The 16704-nt window shown below is 63.7% G+C and carries 18 protein-coding genes, 1 tRNA gene and 2 pseudogenes; 5 read left to right on the top strand and 16 right to left on the bottom strand.

What is annotated here, in order from left to right; genetic code table 11:
• Window positions 1–5: 5 nt before the first annotated feature.
• The 3 genes and pseudogenes from VKM35_RS13515 (at window position 6) to VKM35_RS13505 (ending at window position 2261) form a co-directional block, all read left to right on the top strand.
• Window positions 6–1400 (top strand): dihydrolipoamide acetyltransferase family protein, encoded by a 1395-nt coding sequence (locus tag VKM35_RS13515; protein WP_324321625.1) that lies wholly within the window; start codon window positions 6–8, stop codon window positions 1398–1400.
• 99 nt (window positions 1401–1499) lie between these two features.
• Window positions 1500–1862: pseudogene (locus VKM35_RS13510) on the top strand (VOC family protein); the annotation flags it as partial.
• Window positions 1836–2261 carry a VOC family protein gene (locus tag VKM35_RS13505; protein ID WP_324321674.1) on the top strand — a complete coding sequence of 142 codons (426 nt, stop codon included), beginning with the start codon at window positions 1836–1838 and terminating at the stop codon, window positions 2259–2261. The pseudogene VKM35_RS13510 and the gene VKM35_RS13505, both read left to right, overlap by 27 nt.
• 91 nt (window positions 2262–2352) lie before the next feature.
• On the opposite strand, the gene VKM35_RS13500 is transcribed toward VKM35_RS13505, so the two are convergent.
• Window positions 2353–2649, bottom strand: coding sequence for a hypothetical protein (locus VKM35_RS13500; protein WP_324321624.1), 297 nt, complete (start codon window positions 2647–2649; stop codon window positions 2353–2355).
• 26 nt (window positions 2650–2675) lie between these two features.
• Window positions 2676–3959: pseudogene (locus tag VKM35_RS13495) on the bottom strand (tryptophan--tRNA ligase); the annotation flags it as partial.
• Between the two features lie 101 nt (window positions 3960–4060).
• On the opposite strand from VKM35_RS13495, the gene VKM35_RS13490 reads away from it, so the two are divergent.
• On the top strand, window positions 4061–4861 hold the full coding sequence (locus tag VKM35_RS13490) for a hypothetical protein (protein WP_324321622.1): 801 nt from the start codon (window positions 4061–4063) through the stop codon (window positions 4859–4861).
• A gap of 76 nt (window positions 4862–4937) precedes the next feature.
• Here the strand turns inward: VKM35_RS13490 and VKM35_RS13485 are convergent, their stop codons facing one another.
• From VKM35_RS13485 to VKM35_RS13445, 9 genes are all read right to left on the bottom strand, one after another.
• Window positions 4938–5081: an entericidin A/B family lipoprotein gene (locus VKM35_RS13485; RefSeq protein ID WP_324321621.1), complete on the bottom strand. Its 144-nt coding sequence runs from the start codon at window positions 5079–5081 to the stop codon at window positions 4938–4940.
• Between the two features lie 197 nt (window positions 5082–5278).
• Window positions 5279–6196, bottom strand: coding sequence for an arginase (rocF, locus tag VKM35_RS13480; protein ID WP_324321620.1), 918 nt, complete (start codon window positions 6194–6196; stop codon window positions 5279–5281).
• Window positions 6193–6591 carry a rhodanese-like domain-containing protein gene (locus VKM35_RS13475; protein WP_324321619.1) on the bottom strand — a complete coding sequence of 133 codons (399 nt, stop codon included), beginning with the start codon at window positions 6589–6591 and terminating at the stop codon, window positions 6193–6195. Before VKM35_RS13475 ends, rocF begins: the two co-directional genes overlap by 4 nt.
• Window positions 6592–6604: 13 nt before the next feature.
• A tRNA-Thr gene (locus VKM35_RS13470) sits at window positions 6605–6680 on the bottom strand.
• Window positions 6681–6738: 58 nt separating this feature from the next.
• Window positions 6739–7395 (bottom strand): SPOR domain-containing protein, encoded by a 657-nt coding sequence (locus tag VKM35_RS13465; protein ID WP_324321617.1) that lies wholly within the window; start codon window positions 7393–7395, stop codon window positions 6739–6741.
• A 3-nt stretch (window positions 7396–7398) separates the two neighbouring features.
• On the bottom strand, window positions 7399–8142 hold the full coding sequence (locus VKM35_RS13460; protein WP_324321616.1) for a type III pantothenate kinase: 744 nt from the start codon (window positions 8140–8142) through the stop codon (window positions 7399–7401).
• Window positions 8139–9107 (bottom strand): biotin--[acetyl-CoA-carboxylase] ligase, encoded by a 969-nt coding sequence (locus VKM35_RS13455; protein ID WP_324321615.1) that lies wholly within the window; start codon window positions 9105–9107, stop codon window positions 8139–8141. Before VKM35_RS13455 ends, VKM35_RS13460 begins: the two co-directional genes overlap by 4 nt.
• Window positions 9104–9733: a glycerol-3-phosphate 1-O-acyltransferase PlsY gene (plsY, locus tag VKM35_RS13450; protein ID WP_324321614.1), complete on the bottom strand. Its 630-nt coding sequence runs from the start codon at window positions 9731–9733 to the stop codon at window positions 9104–9106. Before plsY ends, VKM35_RS13455 begins: the two co-directional genes overlap by 4 nt.
• A 39-nt stretch (window positions 9734–9772) precedes the next feature.
• Entirely contained in the window at window positions 9773–11590 is a 1818-nt protein-coding gene (locus VKM35_RS13445) for a DegV family protein (protein ID WP_324321613.1), read from the bottom strand.
• A gap of 148 nt (window positions 11591–11738) precedes the next feature.
• On the opposite strand from VKM35_RS13445, the gene VKM35_RS13440 reads away from it, so the two are divergent.
• Complete coding sequence (locus VKM35_RS13440) at window positions 11739–11999, top strand: hypothetical protein (protein WP_324321612.1); 261 nt, start codon at window positions 11739–11741, stop codon at window positions 11997–11999.
• A gap of 12 nt (window positions 12000–12011) precedes the next feature.
• On the opposite strand, the gene VKM35_RS13435 is transcribed toward VKM35_RS13440, so the two are convergent.
• From VKM35_RS13435 to dusA, 5 genes are all read right to left on the bottom strand, one after another.
• A complete protein-coding gene (locus tag VKM35_RS13435) occupies window positions 12012–13376 on the bottom strand; it encodes a sensor histidine kinase (protein WP_324321673.1) in 1365 nt (454 codons plus the stop codon).
• A 30-nt stretch (window positions 13377–13406) separates the two neighbouring features.
• Window positions 13407–14087, bottom strand: coding sequence for a response regulator transcription factor (locus VKM35_RS13430; protein ID WP_324321611.1), 681 nt, complete (start codon window positions 14085–14087; stop codon window positions 13407–13409).
• 39 nt (window positions 14088–14126) lie between these two features.
• Window positions 14127–14489, bottom strand: a complete 363-nt coding sequence (locus tag VKM35_RS13425; RefSeq protein WP_324321609.1) for a hypothetical protein — start codon at window positions 14487–14489, stop codon at window positions 14127–14129.
• Window positions 14490–14592: 103 nt separating this feature from the next.
• A complete protein-coding gene (locus VKM35_RS13420) occupies window positions 14593–15504 on the bottom strand; it encodes an arginine deiminase-related protein (RefSeq protein ID WP_324321607.1) in 912 nt (303 codons plus the stop codon).
• Window positions 15501–16493, bottom strand: a complete 993-nt coding sequence (dusA, locus tag VKM35_RS13415) for a tRNA dihydrouridine(20/20a) synthase DusA (RefSeq protein WP_324321672.1) — start codon at window positions 16491–16493, stop codon at window positions 15501–15503. The genes VKM35_RS13420 and dusA overlap by 4 nt, the downstream gene beginning before the upstream one ends.
• Between the last annotated feature and the right edge of the window lie 211 nt (window positions 16494–16704).

Raw genomic sequence — 16704 nt, 5'->3', positions numbered from 1 at the left:
CGAACATGAGCGACATCAAATCCTTCCATCTTCCCGATCTCGGCGAAGGCCTGCCGGACGCGGAAATCGTCGAGTGGCACGTCAAGGTCGGCGACGTCATCCGCCTCGATGAGCCGCTGGTATCGATGGAAACCGCGAAAGCGGTGGTCGACGTGCCCTCGCCTTTTTCTGGCAAGGTGCTCAGGCTTGCTGGTGCAGCGGGCGACGTCGTGCTCACCGGTAGCGTGCTCGCGGAATTCGAACTCGATCCCAATCTGCCGCAGCGCGCCGAGGCACAGGACACCGGGCATCATCATGGTGGCTCCGCCCCTGTAGGATCGACGCAAGTCGCGGCCAACCAGGCCTCTGTCGACACCCAGGTCGCGACCCGGGTCGCTCCTACGACAGCAGAAAAATCCGATGCCGGCACCGTGGTCGGTGCGATGCAGAGTTCCGATGCCGTGCGCAGCGAGCAGGCGATCGCGATCGGCGGCGTCAAGGCGATGCCAGCGGTGCGTGCGCTGGCGAAAAAACTCGGCGTTGATCTCGCGCGTGTCGTGCCCTCGGGTGCCGACGGCGTGGTGACGCTGGCAGATGTGAAAAATGCTGCAGCGAGCGGCAGTGCGAAAGCGCTTCCTGCTGCGGCGATGGGCGCGGTGGCGAGAAGCGTTGCCGTCGCAGCGACTCCCTCACCCGCTGTGCTGCGTGCGCCGACCTCTCCTGGGGTGAGAAGTGATGATCGCGGCGCCACAAATCCGGCAGCCGCCAAGCCTGCAGCCGCCCTCGATACCGATGAACCCATCCGTGGCGTCCGTCGCAACATGGTGCGCACGATGAGCGCAGCGCATGCGGAAGTCGTGCCGACCACGCTGATGGACGACGCTGATCTGCACGCCTGGTCACCGGGCGAGGACATCATGGCGCGTTCGATCCGTGCGCTGGTTGCTGCCGCGCAGGCTGAGCCCGCGCTCAACTCCTGGCTCAATGCCAAGGAAGGCACGCTGCGCCGGCATTCGCGCGTTGACGTCGGCATCGCCGTGGATTCGCCGGAAGGCCTGTTCGTGCCGGCGTTGCGCGGTTGCGAACGCCTCGATCCGCAACAGGTGCGCGGCGAACTCAATCGCCTGCGCGATGGCGTCAAGCATCGCAGCCTGCCCGCAGAAGATCTCACCGGCTACACGCTGATGCTATCGAATTTCGGCGTGTTCGCCGGCAAGTACGCCACACCCGTGGTCGTGCCGCCCTGCGTATGCATCGTCGGCGCCGGCCGCCTGCACCATGCCGTCGTGCCGGTGCTTGGCGGCATGGAGGTACACCGGATGATGCCGCTGTCGCTGACCTTCGATCACCGCGCGGTCACCGGTGGCGAAGCGGCGCGCTTCCTGCGCGTGATGATCGACGACCTGCAACGCGCGCATTGATGCTGCGGCGCTTGGGCATCGTCGCGATCCAAGGCTAGGAAAAGACTCGATGGCGCGGCGACTCTTTATCGTCGCGATTGCAGATCGAACAGGAAACCAATGGCACGACGACTTGCCGGCTTCATGATCGACTGCCGCAGCGACAACCTCGCCGCGGCCTCGGCATTCTGGAGCGATGCCCTCGGCCTGCCGATACTCGATCCCGACGAAGGCGGCGAAGGCCGCTATGCCTTGCTCGGCAAGGGGCCGGGCGGCTGGCATATGGAAGTGCAATGCGTCGATCACGATTCGCGTCTGCATCTGGACATCGAAGCCGACGATATCGATGTCGAAGCCGGCCGACTTGAAGCGCTGGGCGCCAAGCGCATCGTCAATCCGCGCGGCCGTTGGTGGGTGATGGAAGCCCCGACCGGGCATCGCTTCTGCGTGGTACGCATGCGCGACGAGAGCCGGACACCGGCGCCGCCGCGACAGTCCAGCAGCGGCCATCGCAGCGCCTTGATAGCCATCGTGATCGACTGCCGCAGCGCACTCGACACCGCTATCGATTTCTGGAGCGCCGCGCTGGAGCGCGCCATCGTCAGCCGCGATCAGGATGGCGATGGGAAATACGCCGAGCTCGCCACGTCGGAGGACGAGCCTTTCATCCTGCTGCAACGCGTGGACCATGATCCGCGCGTTCATCTGGATATTGAAACCGACGACCTGGCCGCCGAAACCGCGCGACTGGAAAAACTCGGCGCGACGCGTGTGGGGTTCTGCAAGCGCTGGTGGGTGCTGCAGGCGCCGACCGGACATCGCTTTTGCGTGGTGCAACAGCAGCCGGGAAAAAGCGGCATCGCGCAGAATCACTGGGGCTGATGTTGTGATGGCGATGGCGCGCGTGAAGCGCCCGCCGTACGGGAGTTTGTAGCGCGTCCCGCGCACGAAATCCCGTCAACAATATCGCGGCTCAAACGCTGCGATATTTCTTCCTGCGAATAAAGAAAGCTACCGCGAGCACCAGCAGGAACACGTGATACCCGGCCAGCGTCGCGATCACCTGCGGCCACATCTTGCCGACGCCATCGAACGGCTGGAAGAACGCCCAGCGCATCGCGAAGGCGCTGAGCACCAGTGCTATCAGCAACGCCAGTACATCCAATCGTCGCCGCGCCGGCGTCACCGCATGCGATTTCGGGTAGGTCCAGTACACCCAGCCGAGGATGGCGAACCAGGGCGCGAACAGAATGAGGGCGAGGAAGGGCATCAGGCTTTTTCTGCTTCCGCACGAACCAGAATTTTCAACGCCTCTTCGACCTTATGCGCATCGACACCAATATCCCGAAGCTGACCTGAGGCTACCGCCGCCGCCACCTTGGCGAAGTCCATCGATTTCAAAGCCGAGATGTAGCCGCCGGCGTCCTTTGGCGAATCAAAGGCCTCGCTCTGCAGTAACACCTCGCCACTGCCACCGGTGAGCTTGAAATAGAACTTGCCATCGGCCTCGCGATACTGCTTGAACACCGGCAGCACGGCCTTCATCTCGACTTTCGCATTCGTCTTCGCGACATCGCGCAGATCGCGCAGTCCCACCGCTCGCCGCAACTCCCGCAAAAATGGCGTCGCAATCATCCGCGCTTTCGCCGCGCCCGCATGCAGGATGTCCTCGATATCACCGGGCCGGGCGATCAGCAATTCGTATTTTTCGCGCATCGGTGCGATTTCGCGATCGATGCGCTCGAACAGGGCCTGCTTGGCTTCGCCCCAGGCGATACCGTCGGCAAACGCCTTCGCCATCACTGCGCTTTCTTCTTTCGTGGCGAAAGCCTGATACAGCTGGAACAGCGCGGAGCCTTCCGTGTCCTTCGCTTCGCCGGGCGCGCGCGAATCGGTCTTGATGCCGGCGATCAGCTTCTTCATCTCCGCTGGTGGCGCGAACAGGGGAATGGTGTTGTCGTAGCTCTTGCTCATCTTGCGACCATCGAGACCGGGCAGCGTCGCCACGCTTTCCTCGATCGCTGCTTCCGGCAACACGAAATGTTCGCCATAGAGATGATTGAAACGCGCGGCAAAATCGCGCGCCATTTCGATGTGCTGAACCTGATCGCGTCCGACCGGCACCTTGTGCGAATTGAACACCAGGATGTCCGCGGCCATCAGCACCGGATACATGAACAGTCCGGCGGTGATGCCGGCGTCCGGGTCTTCGCCCTCCGCCGTATTCTTGTCGACCGCGGCCTTGTAGGCATGCGCGCGATTGAGCAGCCCCTTGCCGGCGACGCAGGTGAGCAGCCAGGTCAGCTCGGGAATTTCCGGAATATCCGACTGCCGATAGAACCAGACCTTGTCCGGATCGAGCCCGCAGGCCAGCCACGAGGCGGCGATTTCCAGTGTCGAACGCTGCACGCGCAACGGGTCCTGGACCTTGATCAGCGCGTGGTAGTCGGCGAGGAAATAGAAGCTTTCCACGCCCGGTTGCTGGCTGGCGAGCAGCGCCGGTCGAATTGCACCGGCGTAATTGCCCAGATGCGGAGTGCCCGAGGTGGTGATGCCGGTGAGGACGCGTTGCTGGCTCATGGAGGTCGTTCGTGGGGGCCGCGCCTAGTTTACGCGACGCCGCCCGCAACCCCGTTGTCGGAGCCGAGGCGTTGCCACCCGGGCCCTCACGGAGACCCGCCATGAAACGCCTGACCACCCTCGTATTGTTCCTGCTTTGCCTGCTGCCGCTAGTTGCCTGCGCGCGCCAGCCACAACTCATCGATGTCCAGGTCGTCGATCTGGATGAAGGCAACACGCTTTCCCGCCTGCCCTTCGAAGGTCGCGACTATCTCGAGGGCCAGCCCGGCCACCGCTTCTCGGTCACGATGCAAAACCGCACCGGCGAGCGCGTTCTCGCCGTTCTGTCGGTCGATGGTGTCAACGCGATCAGCGGCCAGACGGCCAGCGCCTCGCAGGCCGGTTACGTGCTCGAACCCTGGCAGCGCGTCGAGATTCGCGGCTGGCGCAAATCGTATTCCGATGTCGCCGAGTTCTACTTCACCGACCTTCCCGACAGCTATGCCGCGCGCACTGGCCGCCCACAGAACGTCGGCGTGATCGGCGTCGCGGCCTTCCGCGAGCGTCGCTACGAACCGGCGCCGTATTCGCCGCCGCCACAGGTCAGCGGCCGTTACGAGCAGCCCGCCTCGCCGTATGAAAGCAACAAGTCCGCCGCCGATGCCACCGCCAGCGCGCCTGCTGCTGAAGGTGCGATGCGCCGCGCGACGGCGCAGGAAATCGGCACGGGTCACGGGGAGCGTCGCTACGATCCGGTCACGCAGACCACGTTCGAACGCGAGAGCTCGCGTCCCAACCAGGTGCAGTCGTTGTTCTACGATTCCCACAATGCCCTGGCCGAGCGCGGTGTGATTCCGACATACGATTATCCGCGCCGGCCCGATGCCTTCCCGATCGGCTTCGCACCGGATCCGTCGCGCTGAACCGCAGCGTCAGTTGGCCGTAGAAAAAGAAGGCCGGGTAGCGATACCCGGCCTTCTGCATTTCCGCCGTGAAAAATCAGTGCTTGGCGTTCTGCGCCGCATCCTCGACTTTTTCGCCGACTTTCTTGACGTCCTTGCCGGCACCTTCGATGGTGTTGCAGGCGGTCAGTAATGAAAGACTGAAACTCAACAGCAGCAGCGAAAGCACGAAACGCTTCATGGCGATCTCCTTGCGATGAAATGACGGGGCGAATTTAACCTCCACTCCCTATCATTGAAAGCAGGACGGAACCCATGGACATTGCGCCATTCAGCTTCGTTCTTGCGATGTCAACGCCAACAGCGGCGAGAGTGAGCCGGAAGGTGCCAATCGCGTTGATCAAGCCGATTTCCGCAACAACCAGACTCGGTGAAAAATCAGTCGCGCATCAGCGTCGATTTTCCGAACAGGCTCTCGACCAGGTCGACCGCGAGCTGCGCGGTCTTGTTGTGCTCGTCGAACGCCGGATTGAGTTCGACGATGTCGATCGAACCGACGTGGCCGGCGTCGGCGATCATCTCCATCACCAGTTGCGCTTCGCGATAATTCGGTCCGCCCGGCACCGTCGTGCCGACGCCAGGCGCGATCGACGGGTCGAGGAAGTCGACGTCGAAGCTGACATGCAGATGCGTGTTGTCATCGACGCCCTCAAGCGCTTCTTCCATCGCACGCTTGATGCCGATCTCGTCGATGTAACGCATATCGTAGATGTCGAGACCGAATTCCTTGACTAGTTTTTTTTCGCCGGCATCGACCGAGCGGATGCCGACCTGGCGAAAAGCATCGGCAGTAAGCGTCGGCGCGCTGCCGCCGAGTTCGGTCAGTGCTTTCGGGCCGAGTCCGCACAGGCAGGACACCGGCATGCCGTGGATGTTTCCCGACGGCGTGACTTCATGCGTGTTGAAATCGGCGTGGGCATCGAGCCATAGCACGCGCAGATTCTTGCCGGTTTCGCGGCAATGACGCGCGACGGCGGTGATCGAACCAATGCCGAGGCAATGATCGCCGCCGAGCAGAATCGGCAATTCGCCACGGCCGAGACTTGCGTACACCGCATCCATCACGGTGCGATTCCACTGCACCACCTCCGCGAGATGACGATAGCCATCCACGGGCGGCAGCCAGGGATTCACCGGGCCGATCAGGTTGCCGTAATCGCTGACGTTCAAACCACGATCGCGCAATGCTTCGGCGAGACCGGCCACGCGCAAAGCTTCCGGCCCCATCGACGCGCCGCGATGGCCTGCGCCGATATCGGTGGGTGCGCCGATCAGGGCGACGTTGCGCATGCTCATTTCGACTCCGGGATCACGAGATCGTCGTTGATCTGTTCGGGCAGGCCTGCCGCTTCCCAGGCCTGCCAGCTGCCGGCAAGTTGCTGGACGCGGAAGCCGTGTTTTTCCAGCAGCGGCTCGACCAGCGCCGAACGCCGGCCGCTGCGGCAATACACGACGATGTCGCCGGGCGCGCCGAGTTCGGACAGACGCGATTCCAGTTGGTCGTGCGGAATCAGCACCGCGCCCGGCACATGCCCGGCATCGAACTCGGCCTGGGTTCTTACATCGAGCACCAGCGGCGCCTGTTCGCTGACGATTTCCGCGGCCAGCACTTCCGGCGTGATCGCCGCGCCCGCCGCAGGAGAAGGAACAGGAGCGGCGAGAGCGAGCAGGACGAGCGCGATGCGCAGCATGGAAGTTCCTTTTTGGTGCCGGCACCCGGATTCGAACTGGGGACCTACCGCTTACAAGGCGGTTGCTCTACCAACTGAGCTATGCCGGCGTGGGGGCGATTCTAACTGTCCAGCGCGGCAAACCGAAATCAGGGCGCGCTGTGTCGATCAGGGACAGGCGGCACTGGCCGATTGCAGCGCGGGATCGGGCAGGAAGCGGCGCCAATCGAAACCTTCCGCCGCCGCGACATCCACCCACCACTGCTGCGCCTGCTCGGTGCGCGCTTCAACGGTGGCGTCGTAACCGAACGCGGCGATTTCGTCGTGGCGTTTCCGGGCATTGCCGAGATCGTGGAAGATGCCCAGCGACACCGTGTTCTGCTGATCGCCGGCAGTGACCACGTAGTAGTCGGTGACGCCGTGCGAGGCGAGCTCGCGCGCGGTTTTCAAGGCCTGTTCGCGACTGCCCGAGGCCGGCAGGTAAACGCGATAGCCACGCAACGATGTCGCCGCGACTTCGCGGAACTGGATACGGCCGACCTGCGGCATCAACGTATTCATCGCGCGGCGCAAATCCGCAGGTGTGGCGAACGGACCGATGCTGAGGCAGACCGGCGTGGCGCTGAGCGGATCGGGCGGCGCCACCATTTCTTCGGAGCCACTGCTGGGCAAGGCGCGGTTTTCCGATTCGCTGAGCAAGGTCAGCGTAGCGACGCCGGGATCGCTGACCGGAAGGCGCGCCTGTATTGGCGCGGCATGCAACCCCCACCAGGCGCCGACGCCGAGATTCATGCACACGAGCAGAAGGATGAGTGAACGCAACATCGGCTAATTTTCCCGGGCTTGCGCGAATCGCGCCAGCCCCTCGAGCACCAGTGAAGACAGGACGATGGTCGGCGCATGAGCGAGTTCGGCCAGAACATCGGCAGCGCCGCCGCTGATCAGCAATGTCGGCGCACGACCAAGATGCTGTTGCGCGAGCCGCAAGCTGCGCTCAACCAGACCCAGCGCCGCCGCACTCGCACCCGACGCGACGGCATCGGCGGTATCGGTGGCGAAATCCAATACCTGGCCGGTGGGCACGGCCATCACCGGAAAGCGTTCGGCCATCGCTTCGCGGATGTGTTCCGGCGTCGGCGCGATAAGGCCGCCGAGATGGCGGCCGTCGGCATCGAGACAGTCGACAGTGAGCGCCGATCCGACCGAGACCAGCAGCCAGGGACCATCGCTGCGCTCGCTGGCTGCGAGCATCGCGAGAAAGCGATCGACGCCCAGGCGCGCCGGTTCGTCATAGGCGATACGCAAACGTCCCAGCGTTGCTGCGGTGCGTACACGGTGCAGGCGATAACCCTGCGTCGCGAGCGCGGTGGTCAGCGTCTCGGTGATCGACAACGAGGCCACCGAAGCCAACCAGACGGCATCGCCTTCTTCCGCCGGTCCCAATTGCGCGATCAGCTGCGCCAGCGATTCCGGATCGGCGTGTGCAAATGCCTGTACCTCGCCATGGCTTCCGTCCGCGTTGAGCACGGCGTACTTGAGGCGCGTATTGCCTAGATCGATGAGCCAGTTCATGCCGGTCGCAGACTCGTTTCGCCGCCGTGATAGATCTTTTCGCCAGCATCGGTGCGCAGGCGCAGCGCGCCGCGGGCATCGACACCAAGCGCTATGCCTTCGACGTTCTGCGCGCCGTCGCGGACCTGTACGCGGCGACCGAGGAGCGCATCGAGTTGCTGCCAGCGCGACAGGAATGGCGTCAGCCCCTCGCGATCGAACAAACTCAATGCCGGCAACAGATGCGCGAGCAACGCGGCGGCAACACGGTTGCGCGACGGCGCGATGCCGCCATCGAGCATCGCCAGATCGCACCAGGGCTGATCGATGTCGGCGGCGCCGATAGCCGGCATGTGCACATTCAGACCCAGGCCGATCACCGCCTCGGCTGGACCGCGCGAATTGCCGCGCAGATTGACAAGGATGCCGCCGAGCTTGCGGCCATCGACAACGAGATCGTTCGGCCATTTCACGCGGACACTTTCGTGGCCGAGGGAGTGCAGCGCCTCGGCTGCCGCAACACCGACCGCGAGGCTGAGTCCAGTGAGTGCGTCGTAGCCACCATCGAATCGCCGCGACAGACTCAGCATCAGATTGGCAGCGAGCGGCGATATCCAACGGCGCCCGCGACGGCCTTGTCCCGCAGTCTGGCGCTCGGCAAGCCACAATGCGCAACCTTGTTCCGGCGTCGATGTAGACAAGGCCTGCTGCTGCGTGGAATCGGTTTCGAAAGTGAGCACGAGCGATTGCAATTGCTCCCGTGCCTGCAGCGGCAACGCGGCGAGGATGGCATCGCGATCCAGCCACTCGATCGGTTGCGCCAGCGTGAACCGTTGGTCGTCGCAGGCGATGATTTCGATGCCGGCGGCGCGCAGGTTTTCCAGCGCATCCGCCCATGCCGACGCTGACAACCCCAACGTCGACAACGCATCCGCTTTCTCCACCGGCCCCTGCGCCAATAATTTCAGCATCGCCTGCGCGCTCATGCGGTCTTCCGCGAAAACAGCCGCGCGAATATCCGCATCTGCTGCGAACGCGGCTCAGTGCCGCTGCGCATCCGACGGAGATTTCCGCGATGGGTGTAGACGAGAAACAGCGCCGCAATCAGCGCGAAACAAAGATGCGTGCCATCTCGCTGCACGATGCCTGCGATCGCGACCAGACTGAGCGCGGCGACGACGGTCGACAATCCGACGAATCCGCTCAGCACCAGGCAGAGGATCCAAACCGCCAGCACGATCGGAACCGACCACGGCCAGAAAATCAGCAGGCCACCGATCAGGGTGGCCGCACCCTTGCCGCCGCGGAAGCCGTGGAAGACTGGCCAGACATGGCCAGCGACGGCAGCGAGAACACAGGCAGGAAGCAACCAGCCAACCGCCGCGCCAGCGAACCGCCACGCCAGCCAGGCCGCGAGCGCGCCCTTGCCGACATCGACCAGCACAGTGCCCAGCGCGAATCGCCAACCCTGCGTGCGCAACGCGTTGGTGCCGCCGGCGTTGCCGCTGCCCTGGGTGCGGATGTCCACGCCACGCAGGCGCCCGAGCAGGAGACTGCCGGACAGCGAACCGAGCAAGTACGCGACGAACAACAGTAGGGACGCGATCAACATGCGGCGATTATCGCGCGAACGCGCAGCGGCGACGCCGATTCATGCGTCGACCGGCTGCAGGCAGGCCACCAGCGCGCCGGGACCGGCATGCGCACCGATCGCCGGCCCGGTCTCGACGAGCCACGCATCCTGGCAATCGAGACGGCGCTTGATTTCGGCGAGCAAGGCCTCGCCTTCGGCCAGGGCATCGCAATGCCCGACGATCACGCGCCAGCGCCGGCCTGCCAGCACGCGGCGGGCGACATAGGCGCCGAAACGTTCCGGCACGCGCTTTTGGCCGAACAAGCCGCCGGCTATCGAAAGACGGCCGGCAGGAACGATTTTCGCGATCGGCGTGAAGCCCAGCCCCTGCACCACCGCTTTCGACCACGCCGGAATGCGGCCGCCGCGCACCGCCAGGCTGACGTCGCGGGTGATCGCCCAGGTACGCGTCAATGGGCGCAGGCGTTCCAGCCGCGCGAGGATGTCGGCCGTCTCGTCGCCACGTTGCGCGGCTTCGGCGGCAGCGATCGCCAACAAAGCCTGACCACCGGCGGCATTGGCAGTATCGAAGACGAAACTGCGGTCGGGATGGCCGCGCTGGATGGCGGTTTCCGCCGACTGGATGGTGCCCGATACCGCACGGGCGACGCCGAGATAGATCAGTGCAGGATGGTGCGACAGCAGGAATTCGAATTGCCGGCGGAAATCGCCCGGCGAGGGCTGGCTGGTTCGTGGCAGCACCACTTCCTCGCGCAACTTGCGATAGAACTCGTGCGGCGTCAGGCCGATCTTGTCGAGGTAATCCTGGTCGCCGAAATTCAATCGCAGCGGCACGACATGGATGTTCAGCGCTTCGGCGAGACCATCGGGCAAGTCGGCGGAGCTGTCGGTGATGATCGCGACGCGACCACCGCCCGCCGCCGTGCGTTGCTGCGCATGCATGTCGTCGGCCTTGGTCGCCTCGACGCGACCGAAGCGCGCCGCGACATCGAACAAGGCCTGCGGATTTGCGACGTGCGCGTGCAGGCGGATGCGCGAATGCGAGCCGGCGACGACAACGCAGGAGGCGCCGAGATCGGTGACAGCGGCGCGCAGCCCGGGGCGATCGAGACCCTCGCCAAGCAACAGGCATTCGCTGCACCAGCGATGCTCGGGATCAGCATCGAGCAATTCGCCATGCACCTGCGCGGCTTCGAGATCACCACTGGACTGGTTTTCGAGATTGACCAGATCGAGCAATCCCGTCGCCATGAATTCGGCTATGCCTTCGAGCAGGTCGACGAACCCCTGCGCGCCGGCGTCGACCACGCCAGCCTTGAGCAACACCGGCAGCTGATTGGGTGTATTGGCCAGAGCGCGCTGCGCCTGGAGCAGCGCCGGCTGGAACCAGGCGCGCATGTCGGTGACTTCACCGCGCTGCTCGAGTGAGTCGGCAAAGGCGCTGATCACGCTGAGGATCGTGCCCTCGCGGGGCTCGGCGAGGGCGCCGCGCGCCGACTGGGCGCCGGCCTGGATCGCCTGCGCCAGCAACTGCGGTGGCATCGTGGATTGCTCTCCTACGGCTTCGGCCAGACCAGTGAAGAATTGCGCGAAGATGGCGCCGGAATTGCCGCGGGCGCCATCGATGGCATCCTCGCCGACCTTGCGCAGTAATTCGCCGACGCTGGCGGTACGCCGGCTGAGCGCACCGGTCAGGACCGTACCCAGCGTAAAAGCGAGATTGCTGCCGGTGTCGCCATCCGGGACCGGAAAGACATTGATCTTGTTGAGCGTCTCGCGATGGGCGATCACGCGCCGGGCGCCGGCGATCAGGGCGCGACGGAGCGCGGGGCCACGGATGCGCAGACGGGGCGGGACAAAGGGAACGGCATTCATTCGGGAGGCAGTCTGCCGCATGCGCCAGCCCGCGCCATGCTGCGCCGCAGCAGCTGAAAATGCAGCGCCGCCGGGATCGGGCTACACTCTCGCAACTTTTTCGCGCTTGCCTGCATCAGTCCTGATGCCTAGCCAACGAGTCCGTGCCATGCCCCGTATCGTCCTTGCCCTGCTGCTCTGCCTGTTCGCAAGCCATGCAATGGCTGGCGGCACCGCGCCCAACAATTCGGAAAGCTGCCCGCCGCCGAAAGCTGCGAAGGCCAACCCGAGCAACGCGGCCACTTCCGATACCGACAGCACCACGACGGTTCACACCGACAGCGCCGGCCCCGTCACCCATGCCCGCGCCGCCGCGCCGCACGTATCGACGCCGCGCTGGCATAGCCTGCTGCCAGGGATGTTCCGCTAAGTCGACGCACCGCTAGATCACTGGCGGGATCCGCACCACGAAGCGGGCGCCGCCCAGTTCCGTCGAGCGCTCCACCCGCAACTCGCCGCGATAGGCGCGGACGATGTCCTGCACGATCGCCAGGCCGATGCCATGGCCTTGCACGCGTTCGTCGCCACGCACGCCACGCTGCAACAGCCGCTCGACATTTTCGGCGGCGATACCCGGGCCATCGTCTTCGACCGCCAGCAACAGGCCCGGGCGCCGACTGCCCTGTGTCGGCTCGACCTTTACGGTCAGCAACACCCGTCGCGCCGCCCATTTGAAAGCATTCTCGAGCAAGTTGCCGATCAACTCCTGCAAGTCGCCCAACTCGCCGTGGAAACGCGCCTGCGCGTCGACATCGAATTCGCAGACCACCCCCTTGCCGGAATAGACCTTCTCCAGGCTGGCGACGATTTCCTCGGCCCGGGGCTCGACCTCGATCGGCGCGGAAAAAAGCGCATGCCCGCTGCGCGCCGCGCGTGACAACTGGTAGGAGACGATCTCGTTCATGCGCTGCACCTGCGCCGAGACCTCGTCGCGCAAGTCGTCGACGCCGGCGCCGGAATCGAGTCGCGCACGTAAAACGGCCAGCGGTGTCTTCAAACTGTGGGCGAGATCGGAAAGCGTGTTTCGGCTCTGCTCAAGATGGCTACGCTCGCTGTCGATCAGCGCGTTGATACTGTCGGTGATCGGCTCGAGTTCCGGCGGATGCTGACCGGACAGGCTGGGATGATGACCGCCCTGCACGCGGTCGAGATCACGCTTGAGATTGCGCAACGGTTGCAGACTCCAGCGCAACACCAGCATCTGCACCAGCAACAACAGCACCGCTGCCATGCCGAGATATCCCCAGAGGGCGCGACGGAACACCGACAACTGGCTCTCGAACTGCGCGGTGTCTTCGTAGACCGAAAAGGTCAACGGCATGTCGCCGGCTTCGGTTTCCCAGATTGTGGTGTGCGAGAGACGGTAAACCTTTTGCGTGCCACCGTTGCCATCGTTGTAGGGCAAGGGACCGTCGAGGCGCATTTCATTGAGCTTGAGCGTTTTCGGAAGTGGCAACGTGCGGCCAAGCGACGACGCCGACTCCCAGCGCATGTCGCGACTGACCAGGCCAGCGTACAGGCCGCTGCCGGGGCGCTCGAAGCGTGGATCGGGGGCGCGATCAGGCATCAACAGCGCGCCGCCGCGGGCGAATTCCATGCCGCGGTAATACGCTTTTACATAATTTTGCAGGCGATCCTGCAATTCGACGCGCGCGGTTTCCTGGAAGGCGTGGTCGAGCGCGTAGCCGGTCAGGCTGAGGAAGGCGATCAGGCCGAGACTAGCCGCCAGCAGCTGGCGGGCGTGCAGGGAAAGTGCGCGCCGCGCCATTGGCGTGGCTTATTCGCTGCGCGGGATGGCGAAACGGTAGCCGCGGCCGCGAACGGTTTCGATCGGCTTGAGCTCGCTGTCGGGGTCGAGCTTCTTGCGCAGGCGGCCGATGAAAACCTCGAGCACATTGGAATCGCGATCGAAATCCTGCTGGTAGATATGCTCTGTGAGGTCGGCCTTCGATACCAGCTCACCGGCGTGCAGCATCAGGTATTCGAGCACCTTGTATTCGTAACTGGTCAGATCGACGCCGGCGCCATTGACGCTGACGGTCTGCGAACTCAGGTCCAGGCGGATGGGGCCGCAGTCGAGCGTCGGCTTGCTCCAGCCGGCAGCCCGACGCAGCAGCGCGTTTATGCGCGCCAGCAATTCTTCAACATGGAAAGGCTTGACCAGATAGTCGTCGGCGCCGGACTTCAGACCTTCGACCTTGTCCTGCCAACTCGACCGCGCCGTGAGGATCAGGATCGGGAATTTCTTGCCTTCGGCGCGCAAAGCTTTGACCAGTTCCATGCCCGACATCTTGGGCAGGCCCAAGTCGATCACGGCGACATCGAAGGGCAACTCGCGGCCGTGGTACAGGCCTTCCTCGCCATCGGCAGCGGCGTCGACGGCAAACCCTTCGCGCTTGAGACGAGCGGCAAGGGTCTCCCGAAGTGGTGCTTCATCCTCGACCAGCAAAATACGCATGTCGTCTCCTTGGACGGGGAACGACCGCCGTTGGGCGGCTTAATAAGAGGGTGAGTCGCCGTTTGAATCTTCAGAGCCGGATTTTGGCTTGCCCTTGCGCCCTTGTTGCGGCGACTCCTCGCGACGTTGCTGGGGGTCGTCCTGCATCACACGAACCCGACCATCGGAGGTGAGGACCTTGAGCCGGTAGACTTCGCGGCCATCGCGCTGCATCGGCTCAACGCGAAGGACTTCACCGCCGGTTTGACGCTCGACCCGACGCACGGAACCGGTCAGATCCGACTCCGCCTGCTCGGCTTTCGGCGGCGGCCGCTTGCCCGCCCCCCCCTGCGCACGCACGTCAGTTACGCCGAACGAGGCGACGAGCAGAACCACTAGCAATGGGCGGAAGGAGAAGCTCATGCGCGGATGGTAGCGGGGCCTTGAGGGAACAACCAGCGTAACTAGGCGCGGAGTCTGGCCACGAGGCAGTGAATCCGATCTGAACTCTAACCCACGGAAGGGCTTAGAAAATCTCGGCAACGCAACAACGCAGGGACCCACCAGCCTTCTCGATTTCATCGAGCTCCACGGCGACAAGCTCAAATCCGGCCTCCCGCAAGGCCGCGCGCTGCTCCGATCGCAGGGACGCCTCTGCGACCTGGCTGAGCCAGCACTGGTCCTCGGCGAGCGCGATGCAATTGCCGGTGAAAGCATTCTTCTGGGCCGCGTCGAGTACGACAGCGTGGGGTGCGTACAGCGCAGAAATGGCCTCGGCTGCCGCCTTGTCGGCGAACCCGCTCGGCGCCAACACGACTGCTCGACCTGCAAGCACGCTCAGGACGACATTGGTGTGATATTCGCCCGGCGCCAGATCGAACATCAGCGTCGCGCGCAGACCGAACGCTGCATGCATGGCTGCGGCTCCGGCTTCGTCGCAGCGCTCGCTCAACCCAGCGAAACCCAGACCGCGGGCGCGGTCGATGACTAGCGCGCCGGTCAATTCGCAAACTCCTGATTGAGTACGCAGATCGACTTCCTCATAGCCGAGAACCTTGGTGAAAAAACCTCGAATATCGGCGCGCTCGACTTCGCGTTGACGCACCGGGTGGCGCATGTGCCCCAGGATCAAACGACCTGGTACCGTCGCGAACACATTGTTCGGGAACAGGGCATCGGGGGTGTCGACATGGCCTGGGAAGCACAAGGTGGGCAAAGTTTGCGACATCGCCAACTGCAGACCGCGATGCTGCGCCAAGGCCCGATCAGCGCCCACTTCGATATCCAGATCCATGTAGCGGTTGTCGCTGGCAGATTGCTCAGCGAGACGAAATGCCTCCGGCGCCACGATGAATGCCGCCTTTGCACACGCCGGACCGACATCGGCGGGAGTGGCGCGGGCCTGGAGCAGAAAGGCATCGAAGTCGCGGGTGATCATGCGGCGTGTTCTCTGGACTGAGTGGCCGCGAGCGCGCGCTCGATCAGATCGATCCCGGCGGCAGGTCGCGGAGCGCCCTCGCTGAGGATCTGACGAAACGCTCGGCCACCGACCTGAGCGTGGAAAAGGCCGAGAATATGCCGGGAAATGTGTTTGATCGCCACACCCTTCGCCAATTGCACTTCCACGTAAGGCAAATAGCGTCGCAGAAGCGCTTCCCGCGATACCTGCACGCCGCCGGAAATCGCTGCATCGAGTTGGTGTAGGCGATAGGGCTCGTGATAGGCGGTCCGGCCCAGCATTACTCCGTCGACGTGCGCTAGTTGCTCAAGACTGTCTTCGACCGTGCTCAAACCGCCGTTGATGACGATCACCAAGTTGGGGCGCTCTATCTTGAGTCGATGCACCCAGTCGTAGCGAAGTGGCGGAATCTCACGGTTCTCTTTCGGCGACAAGCCCTGCAGCCAGGCCTTGCGCGCATGCACGATGAATTCGCGGCATCCCGCGGCAGCGACGGTGTCGATGAAAGCGCAGAATCGGTCGTAGTCCTCAAGCTCATCGACGCCGAGACGGCATTTCACGGTGACCGGAATTTTTACTGCGCCAATCATCGCCGCGATGCCCTCGGCGACGAGATCCGGCTCCTTCATCAAGCAAGCCCCGAAGCGCCCCGCCTGTACGCGATCGGAAGGACAGCCCACATTGAGATTGATTTCGTCGTAACCAAATTGCTCACCGATCCTTGCTGCCTCTGTGAGCAACCCAGGCTCACTGCCGCCGAGTTGCAACGCCACGGGATGCTCACTGACATCAAAACCAAGCAGCCGCTCGCGATCTCCGTGGATCACCGCCTGAGCATGCACCATCTCGGTATAGAGTCGCGCGTTCGGCGCAAGGACGCGATGAAAGGCACGACAGTGACGGTCGGTCCAATCCATCATGGGGGCTACGGAGAGTTTGTTAACCACGAGTCCGATGAAGCTCGCGATTGGAACTTTTTGCTAAAGAAAATGATCCCAGAAAAAAACAGCAGCGGAACAGGCGTCGGATGCAGAAAATTGAGATGGGGGTATTCATCGTATTCAACGCCGCCCTCTCGAATCACTTTTTCTCCACACACAAACAGACTTTTTTCTCCCCTCCAAGACCGAAGAGCTACCGGGCGCCCCTATCGATAGGTCGAAACTAAGCGAATATGAG

Origin of the sequence: Arenimonas sp., assembly GCF_035312645.1 — a bacterium.
In the GTDB taxonomy this organism is placed as follows: domain Bacteria; phylum Pseudomonadota; class Gammaproteobacteria; order Xanthomonadales; family Xanthomonadaceae; genus Arenimonas.
Note: the sequence above shows the minus strand (reverse complement) of the source record. Positions and strands in the feature narration are given on the sequence as shown.

What these genes read in the sequence shown, in the direction of transcription:
- VKM35_RS13425 (WP_324321609.1), bottom strand. Translation starts at nt 14,489, where the DNA reads ATGAGCTTCTCCTTCCGCCCATTGCTAGTGGTTCTGCTCGTCGCCTCG.
- VKM35_RS13490 (WP_324321622.1), top strand. Translation starts at nt 4,061, where the DNA reads ATGAAACGCCTGACCACCCTCGTATTGTTCCTGCTTTGCCTGCTGCCG.
- VKM35_RS13460 (WP_324321616.1), bottom strand. Translation starts at nt 8,142, where the DNA reads ATGAACTGGCTCATCGATCTAGGCAATACGCGCCTCAAGTACGCCGTG.
- VKM35_RS13475 (WP_324321619.1), bottom strand. Translation starts at nt 6,591, where the DNA reads ATGCTGCGCATCGCGCTCGTCCTGCTCGCTCTCGCCGCTCCTGTTCCT.
- plsY (WP_324321614.1), bottom strand. Translation starts at nt 9,733, where the DNA reads ATGTTGATCGCGTCCCTACTGTTGTTCGTCGCGTACTTGCTCGGTTCG.
- VKM35_RS13465 (WP_324321617.1), bottom strand. Translation starts at nt 7,395, where the DNA reads ATGTTGCGTTCACTCATCCTTCTGCTCGTGTGCATGAATCTCGGCGTC.
- VKM35_RS13430 (WP_324321611.1), bottom strand. Translation starts at nt 14,087, where the DNA reads ATGCGTATTTTGCTGGTCGAGGATGAAGCACCACTTCGGGAGACCCTT.
- VKM35_RS13420 (WP_324321607.1), bottom strand. Translation starts at nt 15,504, where the DNA reads ATGATCACCCGCGACTTCGATGCCTTTCTGCTCCAGGCCCGCGCCACT.
- VKM35_RS13440 (WP_324321612.1), top strand. Translation starts at nt 11,739, where the DNA reads ATGCCCCGTATCGTCCTTGCCCTGCTGCTCTGCCTGTTCGCAAGCCAT.
- rocF (WP_324321620.1), bottom strand. Translation starts at nt 6,196, where the DNA reads ATGAGCATGCGCAACGTCGCCCTGATCGGCGCACCCACCGATATCGGC.
- VKM35_RS13455 (WP_324321615.1), bottom strand. Translation starts at nt 9,107, where the DNA reads ATGAGCGCGCAGGCGATGCTGAAATTATTGGCGCAGGGGCCGGTGGAG.
- VKM35_RS13485 (WP_324321621.1), bottom strand. Translation starts at nt 5,081, where the DNA reads ATGAAGCGTTTCGTGCTTTCGCTGCTGCTGTTGAGTTTCAGTCTTTCA.
- VKM35_RS13445 (WP_324321613.1), bottom strand. Translation starts at nt 11,590, where the DNA reads ATGAATGCCGTTCCCTTTGTCCCGCCCCGTCTGCGCATCCGTGGCCCC.
- VKM35_RS13500 (WP_324321624.1), bottom strand. Translation starts at nt 2,649, where the DNA reads ATGCCCTTCCTCGCCCTCATTCTGTTCGCGCCCTGGTTCGCCATCCTC.
- VKM35_RS13505 (WP_324321674.1), top strand. Translation starts at nt 1,836, where the DNA reads ATGCGCGACGAGAGCCGGACACCGGCGCCGCCGCGACAGTCCAGCAGC.
- VKM35_RS13515 (WP_324321625.1), top strand. Translation starts at nt 6, where the DNA reads ATGAGCGACATCAAATCCTTCCATCTTCCCGATCTCGGCGAAGGCCTG.